This is a genomic window from Actinoallomurus oryzae (genome assembly GCF_039541955.1).
GTDB classification, from domain to species: domain Bacteria; phylum Actinomycetota; class Actinomycetes; order Streptosporangiales; family Streptosporangiaceae; genus Actinoallomurus; species Actinoallomurus oryzae.
Genome location: NZ_BAABHF010000061.1, coordinates 46,737 through 68,558, shown reverse-complemented (window position 1 = coordinate 68,558; position 21,822 = coordinate 46,737). Strand labels below are relative to the sequence as shown.

General features: G+C 70.6%; 20 protein-coding genes and 1 pseudogene. 16 read left to right on the top strand and 5 right to left on the bottom strand.

What is annotated here, in order from left to right; translation table 11 throughout:
* Positions 1 to 65: 65 nt before the first annotated feature.
* On the bottom strand, positions 66 to 1,364 hold the full coding sequence (locus ABEA10_RS46420) for a helix-turn-helix domain-containing protein (protein WP_345475093.1): 1,299 nt from the start codon (positions 1,362 to 1,364) through the stop codon (positions 66 to 68).
* A 52-nt stretch (positions 1,365 to 1,416) separates the two neighbouring features.
* Here ABEA10_RS46420 and ABEA10_RS46415 point away from each other — a divergent pair, with 52 nt between their 5' ends.
* Positions 1,417 to 1,563: a hypothetical protein gene (locus ABEA10_RS46415; RefSeq protein WP_329261719.1), complete on the top strand. Its 147-nt coding sequence runs from the start codon at positions 1,417 to 1,419 to the stop codon at positions 1,561 to 1,563.
* Positions 1,564 to 1,932: 369 nt separating this feature from the next.
* Positions 1,933 to 2,289, top strand: a complete 357-nt coding sequence (trxA, locus tag ABEA10_RS46410; RefSeq protein ID WP_345475092.1) for a thioredoxin — start codon at positions 1,933 to 1,935, stop codon at positions 2,287 to 2,289.
* Between the two features lie 11 nt (positions 2,290 to 2,300).
* On the opposite strand, the gene ABEA10_RS46405 is transcribed toward trxA, so the two are convergent.
* Entirely contained in the window at positions 2,301 to 3,350 is a 1,050-nt protein-coding gene (locus tag ABEA10_RS46405; protein ID WP_345475091.1) for a sodium:calcium antiporter, read from the bottom strand.
* Between the two features lie 463 nt (positions 3,351 to 3,813).
* On the opposite strand from ABEA10_RS46405, the gene thrS reads away from it, so the two are divergent.
* On the top strand, positions 3,814 to 5,799 hold the full coding sequence (gene thrS, locus ABEA10_RS46400; protein WP_345475216.1) for a threonine--tRNA ligase: 1,986 nt from the start codon (positions 3,814 to 3,816) through the stop codon (positions 5,797 to 5,799).
* A 121-nt stretch (positions 5,800 to 5,920) separates the two neighbouring features.
* Here thrS and mraY read toward each other — a convergent pair whose 3' ends face one another.
* Positions 5,921 to 6,988 carry a phospho-N-acetylmuramoyl-pentapeptide-transferase gene (gene mraY / locus ABEA10_RS46395; protein ID WP_345475090.1) on the bottom strand — a complete coding sequence of 356 codons (1,068 nt, stop codon included), beginning with the start codon at positions 6,986 to 6,988 and terminating at the stop codon, positions 5,921 to 5,923.
* Positions 6,989 to 7,180: 192 nt separating this feature from the next.
* Here mraY and ABEA10_RS46390 point away from each other — a divergent pair, with 192 nt between their 5' ends.
* The 4 genes and pseudogenes from ABEA10_RS46390 to ABEA10_RS46375 form a co-directional block, all read left to right on the top strand.
* Entirely contained in the window at positions 7,181 to 7,732 is a 552-nt protein-coding gene (locus ABEA10_RS46390) for an HIT family protein (RefSeq protein ID WP_329261730.1), read from the top strand.
* 15 nt (positions 7,733 to 7,747) lie between these two features.
* The gene (locus tag ABEA10_RS46385) at positions 7,748 to 8,143 is read left to right on the top strand and encodes a thiol-disulfide oxidoreductase DCC family protein (protein ID WP_345475215.1); all 396 of its coding nucleotides are present in this window, start codon (positions 7,748 to 7,750) and stop codon (positions 8,141 to 8,143) included.
* 263 nt (positions 8,144 to 8,406) lie between these two features.
* Entirely contained in the window at positions 8,407 to 9,432 is a 1,026-nt protein-coding gene (locus ABEA10_RS46380; protein ID WP_345475089.1) for an amidohydrolase family protein, read from the top strand.
* A gap of 99 nt (positions 9,433 to 9,531) precedes the next feature.
* Positions 9,532 to 10,308 (top strand): annotated as a pseudogene (locus ABEA10_RS46375) (VOC family protein); the annotation flags it as partial.
* A 278-nt stretch (positions 10,309 to 10,586) separates the two neighbouring features.
* Here the strand turns inward: ABEA10_RS46375 and ABEA10_RS46370 are convergent.
* A complete protein-coding gene (locus ABEA10_RS46370) occupies positions 10,587 to 11,438 on the bottom strand; it encodes a polysaccharide deacetylase family protein (RefSeq protein WP_345475088.1) in 852 nt (283 codons plus the stop codon).
* 119 nt (positions 11,439 to 11,557) lie between these two features.
* Positions 11,558 to 13,699 carry an elongation factor G-like protein EF-G2 gene (locus tag ABEA10_RS46365; RefSeq protein WP_345475087.1) on the bottom strand — a complete coding sequence of 714 codons (2,142 nt, stop codon included), beginning with the start codon at positions 13,697 to 13,699 and terminating at the stop codon, positions 11,558 to 11,560.
* 261 nt (positions 13,700 to 13,960) lie between these two features.
* On the opposite strand from ABEA10_RS46365, the gene pgsA reads away from it, so the two are divergent.
* The 9 genes from pgsA (at position 13,961) to ABEA10_RS46320 (ending at position 21,774) form a co-directional block, all read left to right on the top strand.
* Positions 13,961 to 14,575, top strand: coding sequence for a phosphatidylinositol phosphate synthase (gene pgsA / locus ABEA10_RS46360; RefSeq protein ID WP_345475086.1), 615 nt, complete (start codon positions 13,961 to 13,963; stop codon positions 14,573 to 14,575).
* Positions 14,576 to 14,582: 7 nt separating this feature from the next.
* Positions 14,583 to 15,458, top strand: a complete 876-nt coding sequence (locus tag ABEA10_RS46355; RefSeq protein WP_345475085.1) for a phosphatidylinositol mannoside acyltransferase — start codon at positions 14,583 to 14,585, stop codon at positions 15,456 to 15,458.
* A gap of 30 nt (positions 15,459 to 15,488) precedes the next feature.
* Positions 15,489 to 16,634: a glycosyltransferase family 4 protein gene (locus tag ABEA10_RS46350; RefSeq protein WP_345475084.1), complete on the top strand. Its 1,146-nt coding sequence runs from the start codon at positions 15,489 to 15,491 to the stop codon at positions 16,632 to 16,634.
* Positions 16,635 to 16,636: 2 nt separating this feature from the next.
* A complete protein-coding gene (locus tag ABEA10_RS46345; RefSeq protein ID WP_345475083.1) occupies positions 16,637 to 17,170 on the top strand; it encodes a hypothetical protein in 534 nt (177 codons plus the stop codon).
* Positions 17,171 to 17,295: 125 nt separating this feature from the next.
* On the top strand, positions 17,296 to 18,315 hold the full coding sequence (locus ABEA10_RS46340; RefSeq protein WP_345475082.1) for a DUF3048 domain-containing protein: 1,020 nt from the start codon (positions 17,296 to 17,298) through the stop codon (positions 18,313 to 18,315).
* Between the two features lie 117 nt (positions 18,316 to 18,432).
* Complete coding sequence (pdxS, locus tag ABEA10_RS46335) at positions 18,433 to 19,362, top strand: pyridoxal 5'-phosphate synthase lyase subunit PdxS (RefSeq protein WP_329261761.1); 930 nt, start codon at positions 18,433 to 18,435, stop codon at positions 19,360 to 19,362.
* Positions 19,363 to 19,504: 142 nt separating this feature from the next.
* Positions 19,505 to 20,119: a DUF6928 family protein gene (locus tag ABEA10_RS46330; protein WP_425551053.1), complete on the top strand. Its 615-nt coding sequence runs from the start codon at positions 19,505 to 19,507 to the stop codon at positions 20,117 to 20,119.
* 144 nt (positions 20,120 to 20,263) lie between these two features.
* Positions 20,264 to 20,869 carry a pyridoxal 5'-phosphate synthase glutaminase subunit PdxT gene (gene pdxT / locus ABEA10_RS46325; protein WP_329261767.1) on the top strand — a complete coding sequence of 202 codons (606 nt, stop codon included), beginning with the start codon at positions 20,264 to 20,266 and terminating at the stop codon, positions 20,867 to 20,869.
* 152 nt (positions 20,870 to 21,021) lie between these two features.
* Positions 21,022 to 21,774, top strand: coding sequence for a YebC/PmpR family DNA-binding transcriptional regulator (locus tag ABEA10_RS46320; RefSeq protein WP_345475080.1), 753 nt, complete (start codon positions 21,022 to 21,024; stop codon positions 21,772 to 21,774).
* Positions 21,775 to 21,822: the final 48 nt, after the last annotated feature.

Below are 21,822 nucleotides of genomic sequence, written 5' to 3'. Positions count from 1 at the left end.
CCTCGTCGAAGATCCTGTGCGGTCGGAGACTCCTTGAGGTGAGGGGGAGGGCGGGGGCGACGTCCTTACAGGTCCATGCAGGACAGGGCGCGCTGGAAGGCGGCCTTCTGGCCGTCGGGCCGGCCGGCCGCGCCCAGCAGCTCGGCCAGGCCGAACCACGCACGGGCGGCCGGACGATGCGCGTCCAGCTTCTCCAGGTACTCCCCGGCCTGTGAGAGGGCCATCACGGCCTCCTCGTGCCGCCCCATGCGCTCGTACGCATCACCCAGCGCGATGTAGGCGTTCGCGGTCGTGATGCCGCCGGGGCTCTCCAGCAGGTCCAGCGCGCGGCGTGCCAGCTCGGCCGCCTCCACCGGGCGGCCGAGCAGGAGTTCCGCGCGCGCCTGGACGGTGTAGTTCAGGCTCAGGTCGACCGTGCTGGCGGAGCTGGCGCCGAGTTCGCGCGCGGCCTTGAGGAGCACGTCCTTGGCCTCTTCCGCGCGCTCGGGGTGGGCGTCGAGCAGGAAGATGGCGTAGGCGTTGCGGATCCGGCTGAGGTTGCGCGGGTCGTCCTCCTCGCCGAGCAGCGCCATGGCCCGTTCGGCGAGCCTGAGCGCGTGGTCGTACTCCCCGCGGGACTCGGCGACGAAGCCCGCGTTCCAGTACGCCGCCATGAGCGCCTTCGGGCTCCCGATGGCCTCGGCGCGGTCGATGAGGCTCTGCGCGAACTGGTTGGCGTACGCCAGGTCTCCGCGGAGGATGTACGCGGCCAGAACGGTGGCGCCGAGCATGACCATGGAGTCGGACCACTGGCCGGTCGTGTCGGACAGGCTCCGCAACGCGGCCTCGCCGACGTCGATGGCGATGGCGAAGTCCCCACGCTCCCGGTGGCAGCGGCTCAGGGCGATGTGCAACTCGGCCCACCGGTCGCCGTCGGAGTGCGGCGAGGTCAGCTCGGCGGTCCGGTTGAGCTCGACGATCGCCTCGTCCAGGTCGCCGGTCGCCTCCAGCGCGAGGGCGTGCCCCCAGCGCGCCTCGTGCGCGAGAGCGGGCAGGTCGGCGAGGGCCGGGTGGGTGAGAACCTCGGCGAAGCGCACGCGGGCCTCTTCGGTGGCGCCGTTCTCCAGGGCGATCTTGGCGTACCGCAGCGTTTCCTGCAGCCCGTTCATCGCCTCCTCGGTGACCCCCGTCGTCAGATAGGCCGCGGAGCAGTCGAGCTTGCGGGCGAGGAGAGCCACCATGCTGGGCGCGGGTGTCCGCTTGCCGCTTTCAATGAGTGACACATAGCTGTCGGAGAGTTCCGGCCACGCGAGCTGCGCCTGCGACATGTTCCTTCGCAGCCGCAGGTTACGGATCCGTTCGCCCAGCGATTCTTGACTTGGCATCCCGTTCGCCTCTACAAGAAAGTGACAGAACAACACGAAAGGATAGAAAAGAATGTCACACCTGCGTAAGGGCCTCGCCCTGATCCTGCTGGCGCTCGTCGGCTGGCTCGTCGCCTTCGGCGCCGTCGGGGCCGTCTCCGCCTCCGCTTCCACCGACACCTCCGCGACGACCAAGAGCAGCTCCTCGCTGTGCTGCTGACCTGCTGATCAGCGCAAAGGCCGGCAGACATGGAGCAGCGGTCGGTGCGGCGTGACGCCCGTTCGGAGCAGGTCCATCGGCGACCCGCGAGAGCCGAACCCTGTGTCCCGGACAGCTTCGGAACAGGCCGACGGTGGCCTAGAGTGGCCGGGCCGGCCGTCTCCCGTTGCGATGCCCGACCGCATGTGCGTGTCTGCCGGCCGCTCCGGCGCCTCGCGCCGGAGCCCGGCCGCGCGGCGGCCGGACACGGCGCGGCGGCCGGAACGGCGCCGTGCCCGGGTGGTGCGGAATGAGCCGGAGGGCCGGGCTGTTCTCGCATGTGCGGCACGCGCCGCGTGCCGCAGCGCTACGAGCCGAGGAGCTGACGAGATGGCCACGACCACACTGACCGCCGCGAACTTCGACAAGACGGCGGCCGGCGAGGGCATCGTGCTGGTCGATTTCTGGGCGAGCTGGTGCGGCCCGTGCAAGATGTTCGCACCCGTCTACGAGCGGGCCGCCGACAAGCATGAGGACATCGTCTTCGGCAAGGTCGACACCGAGGCCGAGCAGGAGCTGGCCGCGCGGTTCGACATCACCTCGATCCCCACGATCATGGCGATCCGTGACGGTGTCATCGTCTTCGCCCAGCCCGGCGCGCTGCCCGAGCCCGCTCTGGAGAACCTGATCGAGCAGGTGCGCGACCTCGACATGGACGAGGTGCGCAGCCGCATCGCCAAGTCCTGACGGCCAGGCCCTTACGCCAGCATCGGGATCAGGCAGACCGCGAACACCCCGTAGAAGGCCGCCGCCCAGGTGAGCGTACGGCCGGTGAAGCGGCCCGAGTTCAGCGCGACCAGCAAGAACAGCATCGCGATGATCGTGACGACCCCGGACAGCAGCAGCGGGCCGTCGAAGCGCCAGGACGTGAACAGGATGCCCAGGCCCGAGGGGACGGTCGCCTGGATCATCATGGCGCCGCTGATGTTCGCCAGGGCGAGGTGGGTCTTGCCCTGGCGGACCCAGATGATGGCGTTCATGATCTCGGGCAGCTCGGTGGCGATCGGGGACAGCAGCAGCGCGGTCACCGCCGCGGGCAGGCCGATCATCGGGCCGATCGCCTCCAGCGAGTGCACGAACAGCTGTGAGGCCACGAAGATGACGACCAGGGTGACGACGGCCTGGGTGACGACCGCCCAGGTGGCCGGGGTCGTGCGGCGCGGCTGCAGGCGCAGCGGCTCGACGTCGACCGCGTCGTCCTCGCCGGCCGGGTCGGCGCGCAGCTCACGCCAGAAGTAGACGCCGTACGCGGCGAAGAAGAGCAGCCCGAGCACGGGCTTGTACGCGAAGGCGACCAGGCCGAGCGCCACCTTCACCACGAAGATGGCCAGGAACCATTGCTGGTCGCGGGCCAGCTTCCGCGTGTCGCCGACGTCCCCACCACCGCCGTGCTCGTCGGGGGCGCGGTCCGGCGCTCCGGAGGTCACCTTGCGGCGGCGCGTCAGCAGCATGAAGCCGGTCACGCCGTACGCCGCCGTGGCGAGGGCCAGCGGACCGCCCATGGCCGCCCCGACCCCGATGTCCTTCTGTTCGGATCCGGAGCCGAAGACGACCGCCACGAACGTGACGACGCTCTCGGGCAGGGCGGTGCCGAAGGCGGCCAGCACCGTGCCGACGGCGAGCGGTCCGATCTTCAGGCGCAGTCCGAGCCACTCGACCGCGTTGACGAACCATTCACAGGAAAGGTAGATCGCGACGGCACACGCCAGCAGGATCACCACGTGCAGCATGAACTTCCCATCGATCATGTTGCCGTGAGACGAAAAAGAGACCTCGGCCCACGGCGACGAACGTCACCCATTGGCCGAAGGTCTCGTCCACCCCTGAGGGGCCCGGGCACCGGGAGCGAGCGCTCCAGTATGTCGATGGCCGGCGAGCGGGACTACTCCCCTTCGCGGCACCCAGCTTACCGTCCGCCACCGGTGTCCCGCACGTGCGCCCGGACGGGACCGGCGACGGAAGGCGTTTATGGCGGGCGCGCGCCGACCGGATCGGTTACCCTGGGGAACATGCCAGGCGCGCATGTGACGACGACGCCGGGGACGCCCCGGCGCATCGACCGCGCGCACTGACCTGACGCGACGACGAGGCCCCGGGAGCGATCCCGGGGCCTCGTCGCGTCCCGTGGTCGCTCTCGCCGACACGAGGAAGTTGACCATGGAGCATGAGGCGTCCCGCGCCGGCGCACAGTCGGTAGCATTCGATGTCGATATCCCTGACCATCGAGGAGATTCCGTGTCTGAACTGCGCATCACCCTCGGCGGAGACGAGCGTGTGGTGGCGGCAGGCACCACTGCGGGCGAGGCGCTCGAGGCCGACGGCCGCACCGTCATCGCGGCCCGCGTGGGCGGGCAGGCCCGTGACCTGGCGTACGTCCTCGCCGACGGCGACGTCGTCGAGCCCATCGAGATCGGCTCCGACGAGGGCCTCGCGATCGTCCGCCACTCGGCGGCGCACGTCATGGCCCAGGCCGTGCAGGAGCTGTTCCCCAAGGCCCGGCTGGGCATCGGCCCGCCGGTGGAGAACGGCTTCTACTACGACTTCGACGTCGAGCAGCCGTTCCAGCCCGAAGACCTCAAGCGCATCGAGAAGCGCATGCGTGAGATCGTCAAGCAGGGGCAGTCCTTCTCCCGCCGGGTCGTCACCGACGCCGGCGCTCGCGAGGAGCTCGCCGACGAGCCGTACAAGCTCGAGCTGATCGGCCTCAAGGGCGCCGCCGGAGACGAGGAGAGCGTCGAGGTCGGCGGGGGAGAGCTGACCATCTACGACAACCTGGACGCCAAGACCGGCGAGCCGCGCTGGAAGGACCTGTGCCGCGGCCCCCACGTGCCCAGCACCCGCGTGATCCCGGCGTTCAAGCTGATGCGCACCGGGGGTGCGTACTGGCGCGGCAGCGAGAAGAACGCCCAGCTCCAGCGGATCTACGGCACCGCATGGGACTCGCGCGAGCGGCAGGACGCCTACCTGAAGCTGCTGGAGGAGGCCGAGAAGCGCGACCACCGCAGGCTCGGCGCCGAGCTCGACCTGTTCTCCTTCCCGTCGGAGATCGGCAGCGGCCTCCCGGTCTTCCACCCCAAGGGCGGCATCGTCCGCAAGGCGCTGGAGGACTACTCGCGCAAGCGGCACGAGGAGTCGGGATACTCCTTCGTCTCCACCCCGCACATCACCAAGAGCGGGCTGTTCGAGACCTCCGGGCACCTGCCCTGGTACGGCGAGGACATGTTCCCGCCCTTCGAGATGGACGAGGCCGAATACCGCCTCAAGCCGATGAACTGCCCGATGCACAACCTGGTCTTCAAGGCGCGCGGGCGGTCGTACCGGGAGCTTCCGCTGCGCCTGTTCGAGCTGGGTACCGTCTACCGGTTCGAGAAGTCCGGCGTGGCCCACGGCCTCACCCGCGTGCGCGGCTTCACCATGGACGACTCGCACATCTACTGCACCCTCGAGCAGCGGAGCGACGAGCTCAAGAGCCTGCTGAGCTTCGTGCTCGACCTGCTCCGCGAGTACGGGCTCAGCGAGTTCTACCTGGAGCTGTCGACCAGGGGTGACTCCGACAAGTTCATCGGCTCGGACGAGGACTGGGAGGAGGCCACCGGCGCTCTGCGCGACGCCGCCGAGGAGTCCGGCCTGGAGCTGGTCGACGACCCGGGCGGCGCGGCCTTCTACGGCCCGAAGATCTCCGTGCAGGCCAAGGACGCGATCGGCCGCACCTGGCAGCTGTCCACCATCCAGGTCGACTTCAACCAGCCGAAGCGCTTCGGGCTGGAGTACCAGGCCGCCGACGGCACCCGGAAGACCCCGGTGATGATCCACCGGGCGCTGTTCGGCTCGATCGAGCGGTTCTTCGGCATCCTGCTGGAGCACTACGCGGGCGCGCTGCCGCCCTGGCTGTCGCCGGTGCAGGTGGTGGGCATCCCGATCTCCGACGACCACGTGGCGTACCTGGAGCAGGTCGCCGCCCGCCTGCGCGAGCGCGGCATCCGGGTGGAGGTCGACACCTCCTCCGACCGGATGCAGAAGAAGATCCGCAACGCGCAGAAGCAGAAGATCCCGTACATGCTGCTCGCGGGCGACGACGACGTGGCCAAGGGCGCCGTGTCGTTCCGCTACCGCAGCGGCGAGCAGAACAACGGCGTTCCCGTCGCCGACGCGATCGAGGAGATCGTCAAGGCCGTCGAGGAGCGCGTGCAGATCTGAGACCGGTGAGCCTCTGGCCGCCGCCGCGTGCGGCCAGAGGCCCGGCCACGGTCATGGGCCCTCCTTCGTCGGAGGGTGTGACCGATAGGGGCGTGCTTTCGGTTTCCCTCGCTTCGCTCGGTCAGAGCGGAAGCAGAAAGTGGGGGTTGTCGAGGTAGAACAGGGCCAGGCCCGTGGCCACGCAGAGCGCCGAGATCAGCCAGAACCGCACCACGATGGTGGTCTCGGCCCAGCCGGAGAGCTCGAAGTGATGCTGCAGCGGCGCCATCTTGAAGACGCGCCTGCCCGTCAGCTTGAAGGAGCCGACCTGGGTGATCACTGACAGCGTGATGATCACCGGCAGCCCCGCGAGGATGACCAGGAGTATCTCGGTCTGTGTGCTCAGGGCGAGGCCGACGATGACGCCGCCGAGCGCGAGAGACCCGGTGTCACCCATGAAGATCATGGCCGGTGGGGCGTTCCACCACAGGAAGCCGATCAGCGCGCCGAGCGCGGCGGCGGCGACCACGGCGAGGTCGAGAGGGTCGCGGACCGTGTAGCAGTCGGACCGGAGCGCGATGGTGCAACTGCCGCGGAGCTGCCTGTCGCTGATCAGGATGTACGCGCCGAGGATCATCCCGACCGCGCCGGCGGCGAGACCGTCCAGGCCGTCGGTGAGGTTCACCGCGTTGGACGTGCCGGCGATCATGGCGAGTGCCCAGAGGACGAAGAACCAGGGCCCGATGGAGGGTCCGAAGTCGCGCAGGAACGACAGGTGGGTGGTGGCGGGGGTGATGTCGTAGCGGTTGGGGAACCGCAGCGACGACAGCGCGAAGATCACGCCGACGATGAGGATGCCGATCATCTTCGCGCCGCTGCGCAGGCCCAGGCTGCGCTGCTTGAAGACCTTGATGTAGTCGTCCACGAAGCCGACCAGGCCGAGGCCCGCCATCAGGAACAGAACGAGCATGCCGGACGCGGTCGGGCGGGTCAGCGTGGCCAGGTGCGCGATCGCGTACCCGGCCAGCGCGGCGACGATCAATACGGTGCCGCCCATGGTGGGCGTGCCGCGCTTGCCGAGGTGGGCCTTCGGGCCCTCTTCGCGGATCATCTGACCGTAACCGAGTCTGCGCACGATCCGGATCCACAAGGGCGTGACCAGCAACCCGATGACCAGTGAGAGCGCAGAGGCCACGAGGATGGTTCTCACGCGTCGGTACCCCTCTCTCACCGCGGCCCGAATCGTCGGCCGCGGCCCCGAACCTAGATCGACGAATCGTCCCATCCGTACGGGCGCCGCCGCACATTCCGCCGCAAAAGTCATCCCCCCTGACGGGCCGTTCCGCTCTGGCCGGGTCACCCGGAAGGGGCGGGGCGGCCGGGGCGGTCCTATGCTTCTGGCATGACCGAGCCCAAGCCTGAGGAGCAGTTCGGCGTCGGGGATCCCGACCAGTTCCAGCGTCTGTGGACTCCCCACCGGATGGCGTACATCAAGGGGGAGAGCAAGCCGACCGGTTTGGGCCCGGACGACGGCTGCCCGTTCTGCGAGATCCCCAGAATGGACGACGCGGAGGGTCTGATCGTCCGGCGCGGCGAGTACGCCTACGCGGTGCTCAACCTGTACCCGTACAACTCCGGCCACCTGCTCGTGTGCCCGTTCCGCCACGTGAGCGACTACACCGAGCTGGACGACGCCGAGACCGCCGAGCTGGCCCTGCTCACCAAGCGGTCCCTGACCGCGCTGCGCAAGGCGAGCGGTGCCCACGGGTTCAACGTCGGCATGAACCTCGGCACCGTCGCGGGCGCCGGCATCGCGGCCCATCTCCACCAGCACGTCGTCCCCCGCTGGGGCGGCGACACCAACTTCATGCCGGTCATCGGCCAGACCCGCGTGCTGCCGCAGCTGCTCCGCGACACTCGCCAGATCATCGCGGACGCCTGGCCGCTGGACTGAACGAGGAGGCCGGTCATCCGCCCGATCCTGCTGTACGACGGCGACTGCGGCTTCTGCACGGCCTCCGCGCGGTTCATTGAGCGGCACATTCCGACGAGGGCGCGGCTGAGCCCGTACCAGTCGGCGGACCTGGCGGCGCTCGGCACGACCGCCGAACGCGCGAGCGGCGAGGTGCTCTGGGTGGAGCGGGGCCGCGTACGCGGCGGCGCGCAGGCGATCGCCCGCCTCCTCATCGATGCGGGTGGCCTGTGGCGGCCACTCGGCCTGCTGATCCGGGTGCCGCCGTTCCGCTGGATCGCCGCGGGCGTCTATCACCTCGTCACGGTCAACCGCTTCCGCCTGCCCGGCGGCACCCCCGCGTGCAAGCTGCCGCCGTCCGAACGCCCCGGCGCCGGCGATCCGGTCGGCTGAACGACCCCGGCGTCAGGCCGTGGTGGCCGGGGTGTTCCGCGGTGCCGGGCAGGCCGGCCATGGGTGACGAACGCGAACCGTTCTGAAGCCTGAGCACGAGCTGTGGGTGCTCAGCCGGGACGTCTCCAACGATGACGGGTGCCCCCCGGTTTTTCGTAGGACATCTTGTTAACAATCTCGTTCATCATCTAGTTTGCTCGGCATGCGGGCGACGTACTCGTCCCCGCGTCCAGCCGGAATCCGATCGTCCAGGAGTCCCTCGCGTGATCATCGACGTCCACGGCCACTACACCACCGCCCCGGCAGCGCTCGGCCGGTGGCGCGACGCTCAGACCGCGGCGCTGGTCGACCCGGCCCAGGCGCCGGACCCGGCCGGGCCTCGTATCGGCGACGACGAGATCCGCGAGTCGATCGAGACCAACCAGCTGCGCCAGATGGACGAGCGCGGCATCGACCTGACCGTCTTCTCGCCCCGGGCCTCCTTCATGGCCCACCACATCGGCGACTTCGAGACGTCGTCGGCCTGGGCGCGCGTCTGCAACGACCTGTGCCACCGCGTCGCCGCGCTCTTCCCCGAACGCTTCGCCCCCGGGGCGATGCTGCCGCAGTCACCCGGCGTGGACCCGGCCACCGTCATTCCCGAGCTGGAGCGGGCCGTGAACGATCTCGGTGCGGTCGCCGTCAACGTCAACCCCGATCCCTCGGGCGGCCACTGGACCGCCCCGCCGCTGACCGACCGGTCCTGGTACCCGGTCTGGGAGAAGCTCATCGAGCTGGACGTTCCCGCCATGGTGCACGTCTCCACCAGCTGCAACCCGGCCTTCCACACCACCGGCTCGCACTACCTCAACGCCGACACCACCGCCTTCATGCAGCTGCTGCAGGGGGATCTGTTCGCGGACTTCCCGGATCTGCGCCTGGTCATCCCGCACGGCGGCGGCGGGGTGCCGTACCACTGGGGCCGCTTCCGCGGGCTGGCGCAGGCGCTGGGCAAGCCCGAGCCGGGGGAGGCGCTGCTGGGCAACGTCCTCTTCGACACCTGCGTGTACCACCAGCCAGGCATCGACCTCCTGCTGGAGGTGATTCCGCACGAGGCCGTCCTGTTCGCCTCCGAGATGATCGGCGCGGTCCGCGGCATCGACCCGCGCACCGGGCACCACTTCGACGACACCCGCCGCTACGTCGAGAACGCCGGTCTGCCCGATGAGGCCCTCCGGGCCGTCGAGGAGCGCAACGCCCGGCGGGTCTACCCGCGGCTCGACGCCCTCCTCACCGCCCAGGGCCGCTGAACCGGCGCGAGCCATCGACCTCGACCGACGCCACCCGACCCGCCTGGAGCCGCTCATGACCGCCACCCGGTGCCCGGGAACCTGACCACCCTCCAGCGGATGGTCGCCGACACCCCCACCCGCCCTCCGCTCGGCGACATCGCCCACATCGGCCACGCTCAGCTGTTCACCCCGTGCCCCGAGGACACCGTCGCCTTCTTCACCGATTTCCTCGGCCTGACCGTCAACGGCCGGGACGGTGACCACACCTACCTGCGCACCTGGGACGACTACGAGCACCACAGCATCGTCGTCACCCGCCGCGACGAGCCGGGCATCGGCCGTACCGCGTTGCGCGCCTCGTCCTCCGAAGCGCTGGGGCGCCGGATCCAGGCCGTCCGGGACGCGGGCGTGGCGGGGGAGTGGGTCGAGGACGAGCCCGGTGTCGGCCCGCTGTGGGTCACCACCGACCCGGACGGCCACGAGCTCGCGCTCTACCACGAGACGACCTGGTACGAGGCGCCCGCCGAGCTGGCCCCCGGACTGAAGAACCAGCCGCAGGCGAAGCCCGGGCACGGCGTCGGTGTACGCCGGCTGGACCACATCAACTACCTGGCCGCGGACGTGGCGGAGTCCACCGGCTTCATCATCGACACCCTCGGCGCCCGGCCCACCGAGCAGATCCGGCTGGACGGCGGCAGGATCGCCGCCCGCCGGCAGACCTTCACGCAGAAGTCCTACGACCTGGTCTACACCGAGGACTGGACCGGCTCCCGGGGACGCCTGCACCACCTCGCGTTCGCCACCGACACCCGCGAGGACATCCTGCGCGCCGCCGACCTCGCCCTCGACACCGGCGTGTTCATCGAGACCGGACCGCACAAGCACGCCATCCAGCAGACCTTCTTCCTCTACGTCTTCTGGGCCTCGGCGGGCTGCTGCCGATCGCGATCTCGTACGGCATGGAGTTCACCACCGGCACGCGCAAGGCGCTGGCCACCGGCATCATCGTGTCCGGTCACTCGCTCCGCTGATCGCGCTGGGGCTGCCGGACATCGGCGGCCGGCGGTCGGTGTTCATCGCCGGCGCGATCCCCGCGGTGGTGCTGTGCTTGCGTGCGCCCCGGTGCCGGCGGCCCGCTCGGCCGAGCGCGCGACCCTCGGCGCCTCGGCGGATCAGGTCGTGGCGGTCTCGGTCTCGGAGGCGGCGAGCAGGTCGGGCACGGTGACGAACTCGAATCCCCTCGCCCGTAGGCCGCGGATCATCGCGGGCAGGCCGCGGATGGCGACCAGCCGGTCGCGGTGGCCCGTGTCGTGTGCGAGGAGGATCGTGCCGGGCTCGGTGCCGTCGACGATGTAGTCGACGAGCCGTCCGGGCGGATGCCCCAGGTACGCCTCGCGCATCTTCAGCGACCACAGCACCACGTGGTAGCCGAGCGAACCCGCGGCGCTCAGCGTCGTGCCGCCGATGTTGCCCATCGGGGGCCGCAGCAGCCGCGGCTCCTTGCCGGTGACCTCGGCGATCGTGGTGTGCGCCCGGTGCATCGCCCGGTACGCCTGCGGGTGGGTCATGCGGGTCAGGTCCTTGTGCGCCCAGGTGTGGTTGCCGACCGCGTGCCGGTCCATCCGGCCGTGGATCAACCGCGCGTTGTCGTGCACGCGGGCCCCGACGAGGAAGAACGTCGCGGGGATGCGCTCCTCGTCGAGGATGTCGTGCACCATGGGCGTCCAGTTCGGCATCGGCCCGTCGTCGAACGTCAGGGCCACCAGCCGCTGCGAGGTGTCGACCGCCCAGGAGACGTCGACGTGCGCGGGGGAGGGGCGCCAGGGACCGTCCGTCGGCACGCCGATCGCCGAGACGGGCGTGCCGGGCATCGCGTCGGCGTCGTCCAGCAAGCCGCCCGCCGCGAGCCCGCCCAGCGTCCCGGCCGCGCCCGCCGCCAGCCCCGCCATCGTCCCGGCCCGGCCCACCGCCCGCAGGATCGAGCGCCGTGACCTCCCGGCCTCAGCCGCCCCCGCATCGCCCATACCGGTGATGGTCGCAAACGGCTGGTTAACGCCGCGTCATCCGCGAGGACGAACCCGACCGCGCCCTGAGGAGGAGACGCGCCGGCCCCCGCACCCGTGCGGGGGCCGGCGACGGCGCCTCAGGAGTCGGCGATCATCTTGTCGGCGAGCTGCGACGGCAGTGGTTCGTACCGCAGGAACGTGCGGCTGAACGTGCCCGTGCCGTGCGACATCGACCGCAGGTCGATCGCGTACCGCGTGATCTCCAGCTGCGGGACCTCGGCCTTGATGAGGGAGCGGCCGCCCGCGACCGTCTCGCTGCCCAGCACGCGCCCGCGCCGGGACGACAGGTCCGACATCACCGCGCCGACGTAGTCGTCGGCCACGAGGACCGCGACCTCGTCCACCGGTTCGAGCAGCAGGACCTTGGCCTTGCCGGCGGCGTCCTTGAGGGCGAGCTGGCCCGCCGTCTGGAAGGCCATGTCGGAGGAGTCGACCGAGTGCGCCTTGCCGTCGTAAAGCGTGACCTTGATGTCGACCATCGGGTACCCGGCCAGGACACCGCGGTCCATCTGGATGCGCACGCCCTTCTCGACGGACGGGATGAACTGCCGCGGCACGACGCCGCCGACGATCTTGTCGGCGAACTCGAAGCCCCCGCCCGACGGCAGCGGCTCCACCTCGATGTGGCAGATGGCGTACTGCCCGTGCCCGCCGCTCTGCTTGACGTGCCGGCCGAGGCCCTGGGCCGCGCCGCCGAACGTCTCGCGCAGCGGCACCCGCAGCGGCACCGTCTCGACCTCGACGCCGTAGCGGCTGCTCAGTCGGTCGAGCAGCACGTCGGCGTGGGCCTCGCCCATGTTCCACAGCACGAGCTGGCGGGTCTCGGAGTTGTTCTCCAGCCGCAGCGTCGGGTCCTCGGCCACGAGGCGCCCCAGCGCCTGGGACAGCTTGTCCTCATCGGCCTTTGACTTGGCCTGGATCGCCGTCGGCAGCAGCGGGTCCGGCATCGACCACGGCGCCATCAGCAGCGGCCGCTCCTTGGCCGAGATCGTGTCGCCCGTCTCGGCGTGGGTGAGCTTGGCCACCGCGCAGATGTCGCCGGCCACGCAGGAGGAGACCGTGCGCTGCAGCTTGCCGAGCGGCGAGGTCAGCGCGCCGACGCGTTCGTCGATGTCGTGGTCCTCGTGCCCGCGGTCGGCCATGCCGTGCCCGGAGACGTGGACCGTCGCGTCGGGGGTGAGCGTGCCGCTGAACACGCGGACCAGCGAGATCCGCCCGACGTACGGGTCGGAGGCCGTCTTGACCACCTCGGCCACGAGCGGCCCGTCGGCGTCGCAGGTCAGGACGCTGGCCGGTGAGCCGTCGGTCGTGGTCACCTCCGGGATGCCGTGCTCCAGCGGCGAGGGGAACGCCTGGGTGATCACCTCCAGCAGCTCCACCATGCCGATCACCGGGCCGGGATGGTCGCCGTGCGGCACGGAGGTGGTGAGGACGGGGTAGAAGCTGCCGCGGGCGACCGCCTTCTCCAGGTCCTCCACGAGCGCCTTGACGTCGATCTCCTCACCGGACAGGTAGCGGTCCATGAGGGTCTCGTCCTCGCTCTCCTGGATGATGCCCTCGATGAGGGCGCCGCGCTGCTCCGACAGGCGGTCCAGGAACTCCGGGTCGGGCTCGCGCTCGGCGCGGCTGCCGGAGGAGTAGTCGATGCACTTCTGCGACAGCAGTGCGATCAGGCCGGCCTCGCACGGGAAGTAACACGGCAGGACGCCGTCGCCGAAGGCGTCCTGGCACTCGGTCAGCACCTCGTCGAAGTCGCCCCGCTGCTGGTCGATCTTGGTGATGACCACGGCGCGCGGCATGCCGACCGCCGCGCACTCCTCCCACAGGTTGCGCGTGACCCCATCGATGCCGTCGACCGCCGAGACCACGAACAGCGCGGCGTCCGCGGCGCGCAGCCCGGCGCGCAGGTCGCCGACGAAGTCGGCGTAACCGGGGGTGTCCAGCAGGTTGACCTTGACGCCCGCGTGCTCGAACGACGCCAGCGAGAGATTCACCGAGCGCTGCTGGCGCATCTCCACTTCGTCGTAGTCACTGACCGTCGAGCCGTCCTCGACGCGACCGGGCCGCTGGATCGTACCGGTCGCAGCGAGCAGCGCCTCGACGAGAGTCGTCTTCCCCGCCCCGGAATGGCCGACCAACGCGATATTGCGTATCTTCTCGGGTTGGTCGACCGATGGTGCCCTGCCGGCGGCTCCTTGGGGACCAGCTTTATCCGCCACGCGCCCACCTCCATTGGGAGACCTGGGTGTGACGGGCGCCACACCCGTGGTCACCACCCTTACGGTCTTGGCCGCATATCACAAGGGGGTGACCGGCAAACGCTCGAGTCCTCCTCTGTTCAGCCCTTCCCACCTGGGCCGACGTCACGCACTACGATTGGCCCGCCGGGGGAGTTCGGGCACGATCGGGCGGGATCCGCCGGTTGCGCGCGCAGTCACGGGCGCGAACACCGCAACCGCATCACGATGACAAGGACGGGAATGCTCAACCAAATACGGCCGGCGCTCTCACGGGTCACCTCGCCGGTCGGACACGCGCTGGCCCGCACCGGCGTGACACCCAACACGGTCACCATCATCGGCACCCTCGGTGTCGTCGTCGGCGCGCTGGCCTTCTACCCCTTCGGAGAGTTCTTCTGGGGGACGGTCGTCATTACGATCTTCGTCTTCTTCGACCTGTTCGATGGGGCCGTCGCGCGGGTGACCGGGAAGACGAGCCGTTTCGGCGCCTTCCTCGACTCCAACATGGACCGCGTCTCGGACGCGGCGATCTTCACGGGGCTGATCCTGCGGTACGCCGGACGCGACCACAACGACATGCTCCTCGTCTGCCTGGCCCTGTTCTGCCTGGTCTCGGGGGTGCTCGTGTCGTACGCGCGCGCCCGCGCGGAGGGCATGGGCCTGAACGCCACGATCGGCATCGCCGAGCGCGGCGAGCGGCTGATCGTCAGCCTGGTCGCCATCGGCCTGACCGGCCTCGGCGTCCCGTACGTTCTGGCGATCGGCCTGTGGCTGCTCTCCATCGCCAGCGTGATCACGGTCGCCCAGCGCTACATCGCCGTACGGCGCCAGGTGGAGGCCGGGGAGCTCACGTGAGGGTCGCATGAGGGACGAGGTGGCCGACGCCGCCTACGGACTGGGCTGGGCGGCGGTCCGCCACATGCCGGAGCCGGTCGCGCGCGAGATCTTCATGCTCATCGCCGACCGCGTCTGGCAGCGCCACGGCCGCGGCGTCCGCCAGCTCGAGAAGAACCTCCGGCGGGTCGTCGGCGGCGAGCCGTCGGAGGACGAGCTGCGCGAGCTGAGCCGCCGGGGCATGCGCTCGTACTTCCGCTACTGGCTGGAGTCCTTCCGCCTGCCGTCGATGAGCCGCGAGCGCATCCTCTCCGGCATGCACATCACCGGCGTCGAGCAGATCCACAAGAACCTCGACGCCGGGCGCGGCGTGGTCGTCGCGCTGCCGCACATGGGCAACTGGGACCACGCCGGCGCGTGGATCGCCCTGTCGGGCACGCCGTTCACCACGGTCATGGAGCGCCTCAAGCCCGAGTCCCTGTACGACCGGTTCGTCGCCTACCGGGCGGGCCTCGGCATGGAGGTGCTGCCCGCCACGGGCGGCGCGGACGACGTGTTCGCCACTCTGGCCCGGCGGCTGGACGACGGCAGGCTGGTCTGCCTCGTCGCCGACCGCGACCTGACCAGGAGTGGCATCGAGGTCGGCTTCTTCGGCCGCGCGGCCAGCTTTCCGGCCGGCCCGGCCGCACTGGCCGTGCGCACCGGCGCCGCGCTCCTCCCGGTCACCCTGTGGTACGAAGGTGATGACTGGGGGGTGCAGGTCCACGACGAGATCGCCGTGCCCGGCGGCGATGACGACGTCGCGGTGATGACGCAGTCCGTCGCCGACACCTTCCAGCAGGGCATCGCCGCCCATCCGGAAGACTGGCACATGCTCCAGCGCGTCTGGGTAGAGGACCTTTGACCCCCGAGGGATGAGAGAGGCGAGCGACCGGTGAGGATCGGCATCGTCTGCCCGTACACCTGGGACGTCCCCGGCGGCGTCCAGTCGCACGTGCGCGATCTCACCGAGGCGCTGTTCGCCTCCGGGCACGAGGTCTCGGTGATCGCGCCGGCCGACGACACCGAGGTCTCCTCGGGCGCGGCTCCGCTGCCGCCGTACGTCGTGTCCGCCGGGCGTGCGGTGCCGGTGCCCTTCAACGGGTCGATCGCACGGCTGTCGTTCGGCTTCCTGTCCGCGAGCCGGGTGCGCCGCTGGATCCGCGACGGGCGGTTCGACGTCCTCCACGTGCACGAGCCGGCCTCGCCGTCGCTCGGCCTGCTGGCCTGCTGGGCCGCCGACGGGCCGATCGTCGCGACCTTCCACGCGTCGTTCGAGCGTTCGCGCGCCCTGTCGGCGGCCGGCCCGATCCTGCAGAGCGCGCTGGAGAAGATCACCGCGCGCATCGCGGTGTCGGAGAAGGCGCGCAAGACGCTCGTCGAACACCTCGGCGGAGACGCCGTGCTCATCCCCAACGGCGTGACGACCGAGCGGTACGCCATGGCGGAGCCGCTGCGCGGCTGGCCCGGCGACGACGGGGCCCTCGGCTTCCTCGGCCGCATGGACGAGCACCGCAAGGGCCTGCCCGTGCTGCTGCGGGCCTTCGAGACGCTCGCCCGCGAGCGCCCCGGGCTGCGCCTGCTGGTCGCCGGTCCCGGCGACGCCGCCGAGGTACACGCCCGGGTCTCCCCGGAGCTGCGCGACCGCGTCGTCATCCTCGGCCTGGTCAGCGAGGCCGACAAGATCCGCATGCTGCACTCGGTCGACGTCTTCGTCGCGCCCAACACCGGAGGTGAGAGCTTCGGCATCGTGCTCGCCGAGGCGATGTCGGCCGGCGCGCCGATCCTGGCCAGCGACATCCCGGCGTTCAGCCGCGTGCTGCTCGGCGGGCGAGCCGGCGCGCTGTTCCCGGTCGGCGACGCGGCGGCGCTGGCCGCCACCGCCGCCGAGCTCCTGGACGACGCCCCGCGGCGCAAGCAGCTGTCCGACGAGGCCAAGGCGGCCGTGCGGGCCTATGACTGGTCGACGGTCGCCCGGGACGTCGTCCGCGTCTATGAGACCGTCGTCGGCGACGGCGTCGTCGGAACCTCCTCGGCCTGACCATGCTCGAGACCTTCCTCCACATCGCCCTGATCGCCGCGGTCCTCCTGCTGATCGGGGTGTACGTCTCGTGGCGGGCGACCCGCCTCGACCGGCTGCACGTGCGCCTGGAGACCGCCCGCGCCGGGCTGGACGCCGCGCTCGTACGGCGTGCGGCGGTCGCGCTGGAGCTGGCCGCCTCCCGCCAGCTCGACCCGGCCACGAGCCTGCTGCTCGCCGCCGCCGCGCACGAGGCCCGCATCGCCGACGCCGACAACCGGGAGTTCGCCGAGAGCGACCTGTCGAGGGCCCTGCGCGCCGTCGTCGGGCAGCCGGACTTCCGCCCCACTCTCGCGGCCCGCGAGGACGGCGCGGCGCTGCTCGACGACCTCGACGCCGCGGTGCGCAAGGTCACCTACGCGCGCAGCTTCTACAACAACGCCGTGACCGCCACCCGGACGGCGCGCCGGAAGCTGTTGCCCCGCGTCCTTCCGCTGCACGGCCGGGCACCGCTGCCGGACTTCTTCGAGATCGACGACGCCCCTCCGGAGAGCTGAATCCGTCACTCGCGGGACCCCTGTGACCTGCGGGACGGATGGTCATACCGGGCCTGCCAAGAAGGGCGGTCATCGGCTAGCCTCGCGGACTCAGTACGTCTGATTTGTCCGAGGAGGTGCAGGTAGTGCGCTGTTTCCGTGCGACGTCGGCCCTGGCCGCCGTGCTCGTCCCCACGGCCCTCGTGGCCTGTTCGAAGAGTCCGGTCACGGCCGCCGCGTCGCCTCCGTCGCCGGCCTCGGCCGACCCGTCTCCGTCCTCCACGCCGGCGCCCGCCCGCACCCACCCGTTCACCGGCGCGCCCGCCGGCGCGGACGGCCCGGTGCTCGCCGTCAAGATCGACAACACGAAGTCCGCCAAGCCGCAGCTCGGCCTGCGGTCGGCCGACATCGTCTACGTCGAGCAGGTCGAGGGCGGCCTCAGCCGGATCATGGCGATCTTCTCCTCCAAGCTGCCGTCCCGCATCGGCCCCGTCCGCAGCGCCCGCATCTCCGACCTGCACCTGCTGCCACAGTTCGGCCGTCCCGCGTTCGCCTACTCCGGGGTGCAGGGCAAGATGAAGCCCTACGTCGCCAAGGCGCCGCTCATCGACGTCTCCCAGGACCGCTCGAACACCGGCTACACCCGCACCGGGCCGCACGCCGCCCCGTACAACCTCTACGGCACCCCGCGGCAACTCCTCGCCCGCGCGCCGGGCGCCTCCCGGGCCGGCGACATCGGCTTCCGGTTCGGCCCGGCCCCGGACGGCGGCAGGACGGTTTCGAGCTTCACCGCCCGCTACCCGGCCGCGACGCTGAAGTTCACCTGGTCACCGAGCGAGAAGCGGTGGCTGGTGACCCAGGACGGCCACCCGGACCGCGCCGGCGAGGGCGGGCGCCTCGGCGGCGCGACGATCGTGATCCAGCGGGCCCACACGACCCGCTCGCAGTTCCACGACTTCCTCGGCAACTACACGCCGCTCGTCCAGACCGTGGGCACCGGCAAGGCGACCGTGCTGCGCGACGGCAAGGCCTACGACGCGCGCTGGTCGCGGCCGTCGGAGAAGGACGGGACGACCTTCACCACCGCCTCCGGCGCGCCCATGACGTTCGCCACCGGCCAGGTCTGGGTGGTGCTCGTGAACGATGGGAAACCGACGACTCCCTGAGCCATACATGGTGTCGGATCACAGCGTGATTTTTGACGACATGGCGGGGCGGTCCTGCCGGCCACCTGCCCCTACCATGGATACGACAGCTTGATCGACTCATTCGAAGAGGTAGCCGTGTCCACCGCCACTCCCGACGCCGCCCCCGACCAGACCAACGCCGTTCCCGAGACCGGCACCGCCCGCGTCAAGCGGGGCATGGCGGAGATGCTCAAGGGTGGCGTGATCATGGACGTCGTCACACCCGAGCAGGCGAAGATCGCCGAGGACGCCGGTGCCGTCGCCGTGATGGCCCTCGAGCGCGTGCCCGCCGACATCCGCGCCGAGGGCGGCGTCTCGCGTATGAGCGACCCCGACATGATCGAGGGCATCATCAACGCCGTCTCGATCCCGGTCATGGCCAAGGCGCGCATCGGCCACTTCGTCGAGGCGCAGGTCCTGCAGGCCCTCGGTGTCGACTACATCGACGAGTCCGAGGTGCTGACCCCGGCCGACTACGACAACCACATCGACAAGTGGGCCTTCACCGTGCCCTTCGTGTGCGGCGCCACCAACCTCGGCGAGGCGCTCCGCCGCATCACCGAGGGAGCGGCGATGATCCGCTCCAAGGGCGAGGCCGGCACCGGCGACGTCTCCAACGCCACCACACACATGCGCCAGCTCCGCCAGCAGATCCGGCGGCTCGGCTCGCTGCCCGAAGACGAGCTGTTCGTCGCCGCCAAGGAGCTCCAGGCCCCGTACGAGCTGGTCAAGGAGGTCGCACGGGCCGGCAAGCTGCCGGTGGTGCTGTTCACCGCGGGCGGCATCGCGACACCCGCCGACGCCGCCATGATGATGCAGCTCGGCGCCGAGGGCGTGTTCGTCGGCTCCGGCATCTTCAAGTCCGGCGACCCGGCCAAGCGGGCCGAGGCGATCGTGAAGGCCACCACCTTCTACGACGACCCCGACGTGATCGCCAAGGTCTCGCGCGGGCTCGGCGAGGCGATGGTCGGCATCAACGTCTCCACCCTGGCCGAGGGCGACCGGCTCGCGGTCCGAGGCTGGTAACGGCCGCGTACCGGCCGGAACCCGAGCCCCGAGGGCAAACGAAGTGCGTTCTCCCCTCCACAGCGAGGGAAAGGCGGGTTACCCTGGGCCGCGACTTGATGCCGCCGGCAGGGTCCGCCGAGCGCGGGAGGGGACGACGCCCATGGGTTGGTCGGTCGCGTTGGCGTGTTCGCGTGTGGACGGAGTTTCCCAGGCCTTCGGGCCGGGGCTCGTCCCCGATCCCGATCGCGCCGTGGCGCTGGCCCGGCGGCTCTATCCGGAGCACACGGTCACCGAGACCGGTGACACCGTGCTCGACTTCGCGCTCTGGCCCTACGAGGACGAGCTGTTCGTCGGCGCGTACGGCGACGCCCTGGTCGTGTGCGACCGGCGGCTGTTCTGCGTCGACGACCGGGCGCGCCACCTCGCCGACGAGATCGCCCGCGCGCTGCCGGGCGGCTCGTGCGGCGTGCTGGTCCTGCACAGCGTCGTGTCCGGCTGCTGGTTCCGGTGGTACTCCGGTGACCGGGCGCGCCGTGACGTCTACGTCACCGCCGAAGACGGTGTCGTGGTCGACATCGGCGCCCGGCTGCCGGCCGAGGCCCCGTTCTGGAAGGCCATCGACGACGGCGCGTCCGACGTGCCCTTGCCGTTCGACTACGAGGAGTACGGCATGGCGCTCGCACGCGAGCACCTGTTCGGCCGCGCCATCGCCGAGCGGGGCGACGACGGGTTCCTCCCGCTCGAGCTCCCGCTGCGCCGGTTCAAGCTCACCTGAATCGTCCGCCGCCCCGTGCCCCGGTACGCGGTGCGAGGGGCCGCGGGAAGGCGCTGACACGAGGCCCGGGGAAGCCGCCGCGCGCCGCGGGCGTTGTCACTGGCACTAAGCTCATTGATACAACTCGACGCGAAGGGCTGGTTCGTGGCTGCTGTCCCGACGGTCGGCGTGCTCGCACTGCAGGGTGACGTCCGCGAGCATCGCCGTGTCCTGGAGTCCTGCGGCGCCGCCACCGCGGTCGTCCGCCGTCCGGAGGAGCTGGAGCGCGTCCAGGCGCTCGTGATCCCCGGCGGCGAGTCCACCACGATGTGGCGGCTCGCCCGGACGTTCGACCTGCTCGAGCCCTTGCGCAAGCGTGTCGAGCAGGGCATGCCAGCCTACGGCTCCTGCGCCGGCATGATCATGCTGGCCGACCGCATCGTCGACGGCGCGGCCGGGCAGGAGACCATCGGCGGCATCGACATGCTCGTCCGCCGCAACGCCTTCGGCCGCCAGGTCGACTCCTTCGAGAGCGACGTCGAGATGGGCGGCCTCGACCGGCCCTTTCACGCGGTCTTCATCCGCGCGCCGTGGGTGGAGTCGATCGGCGAGGGCGCCGAGGCGCTCGGCCGTGCCGCGACCGGCGATTCCGCCGGTAGGATCGTCGCCGTCCGGCAGGGGCACCTCCTGGCGACCTCGTTCCATCCCGAGCTGACCGGCGATCCCCGGATCCACGCCTACTTCCTCGAGATGGTGAAGGAAGCCTCGTGACCTCCGGCCTCCCTCGGGGGTGGGGAGCCGCGTCCGGGGGATCGCGCCGCGCACGGCGTCCAGGCAGTGTTCTGTGACGTTCTGAGACTTTCGGAGATTGGAGGAAGGGGCTCACCTCTTCGGCGGCTCGCCGGGGTGGCCCCGCGAAACGCATGAGTGGCCACTCCAAATGGGCGACGACGAAGCACAAGAAGGCGGTGGTCGACGCCAAACGGGGCAAGCTGTTCGCCAAGCTCATCAAGAACATCGAGGTGGCGGCCCGCACCGGTGGCGGCGACCCGGACGGCAACCCCACGCTGTACGACGCCATCCAGAAGGCGCGCAAGAACTCCGTGCCCCTCGACAACATCGAGCGGGCGCGTAAGCGCGGCGCCGGCGAGGAGGCCGGCGGCGCCGAGTGGCAGACGATCATGTACGAGGGGTACGCGCCCGGCGGCGTCGCGGTGCTCATCGAGTGCCTGACCGACAACCGCAACCGCGCCGCCTCCGACGTCCGCACCGCGCTGACCCGCAACGGCGGCTCGCTCGCCGACCCCAACTCGGTGTCGTACCTGTTCACCCGCAAGGGCGTCATCCTCGTGCCCAAGGACGGCACCACCGAGGACGACGTGATGATGGCGGTCCTGGACGCCGGCGCCGAGGAGGTCAACGACCTCGGTGAGTCGTTCGAGGTGATCAGCGAGGCCGGCGACCTGGTGACGGTGCGCAAGGCCCTGCAGGACGCCGGCCTCGACTACGAGTCCGCCGAGGCCAACTTCCTGCCCAGCGTGAGCGTGCCCCTCGACGAGGACAACGCCAAGAAGGTCTTCCGCCTGATCGAGGCGCTCGAGGACAGCGACGACGTGCAGAACGTCTTCGCCAACTTCGACGTCTCCGACGAGATCATGGAGAAGATCGAGGCCTGACGGCCGTTCCTGAACGCCCCCTGCCACGCGGCAGGGGGCGTTTCACGG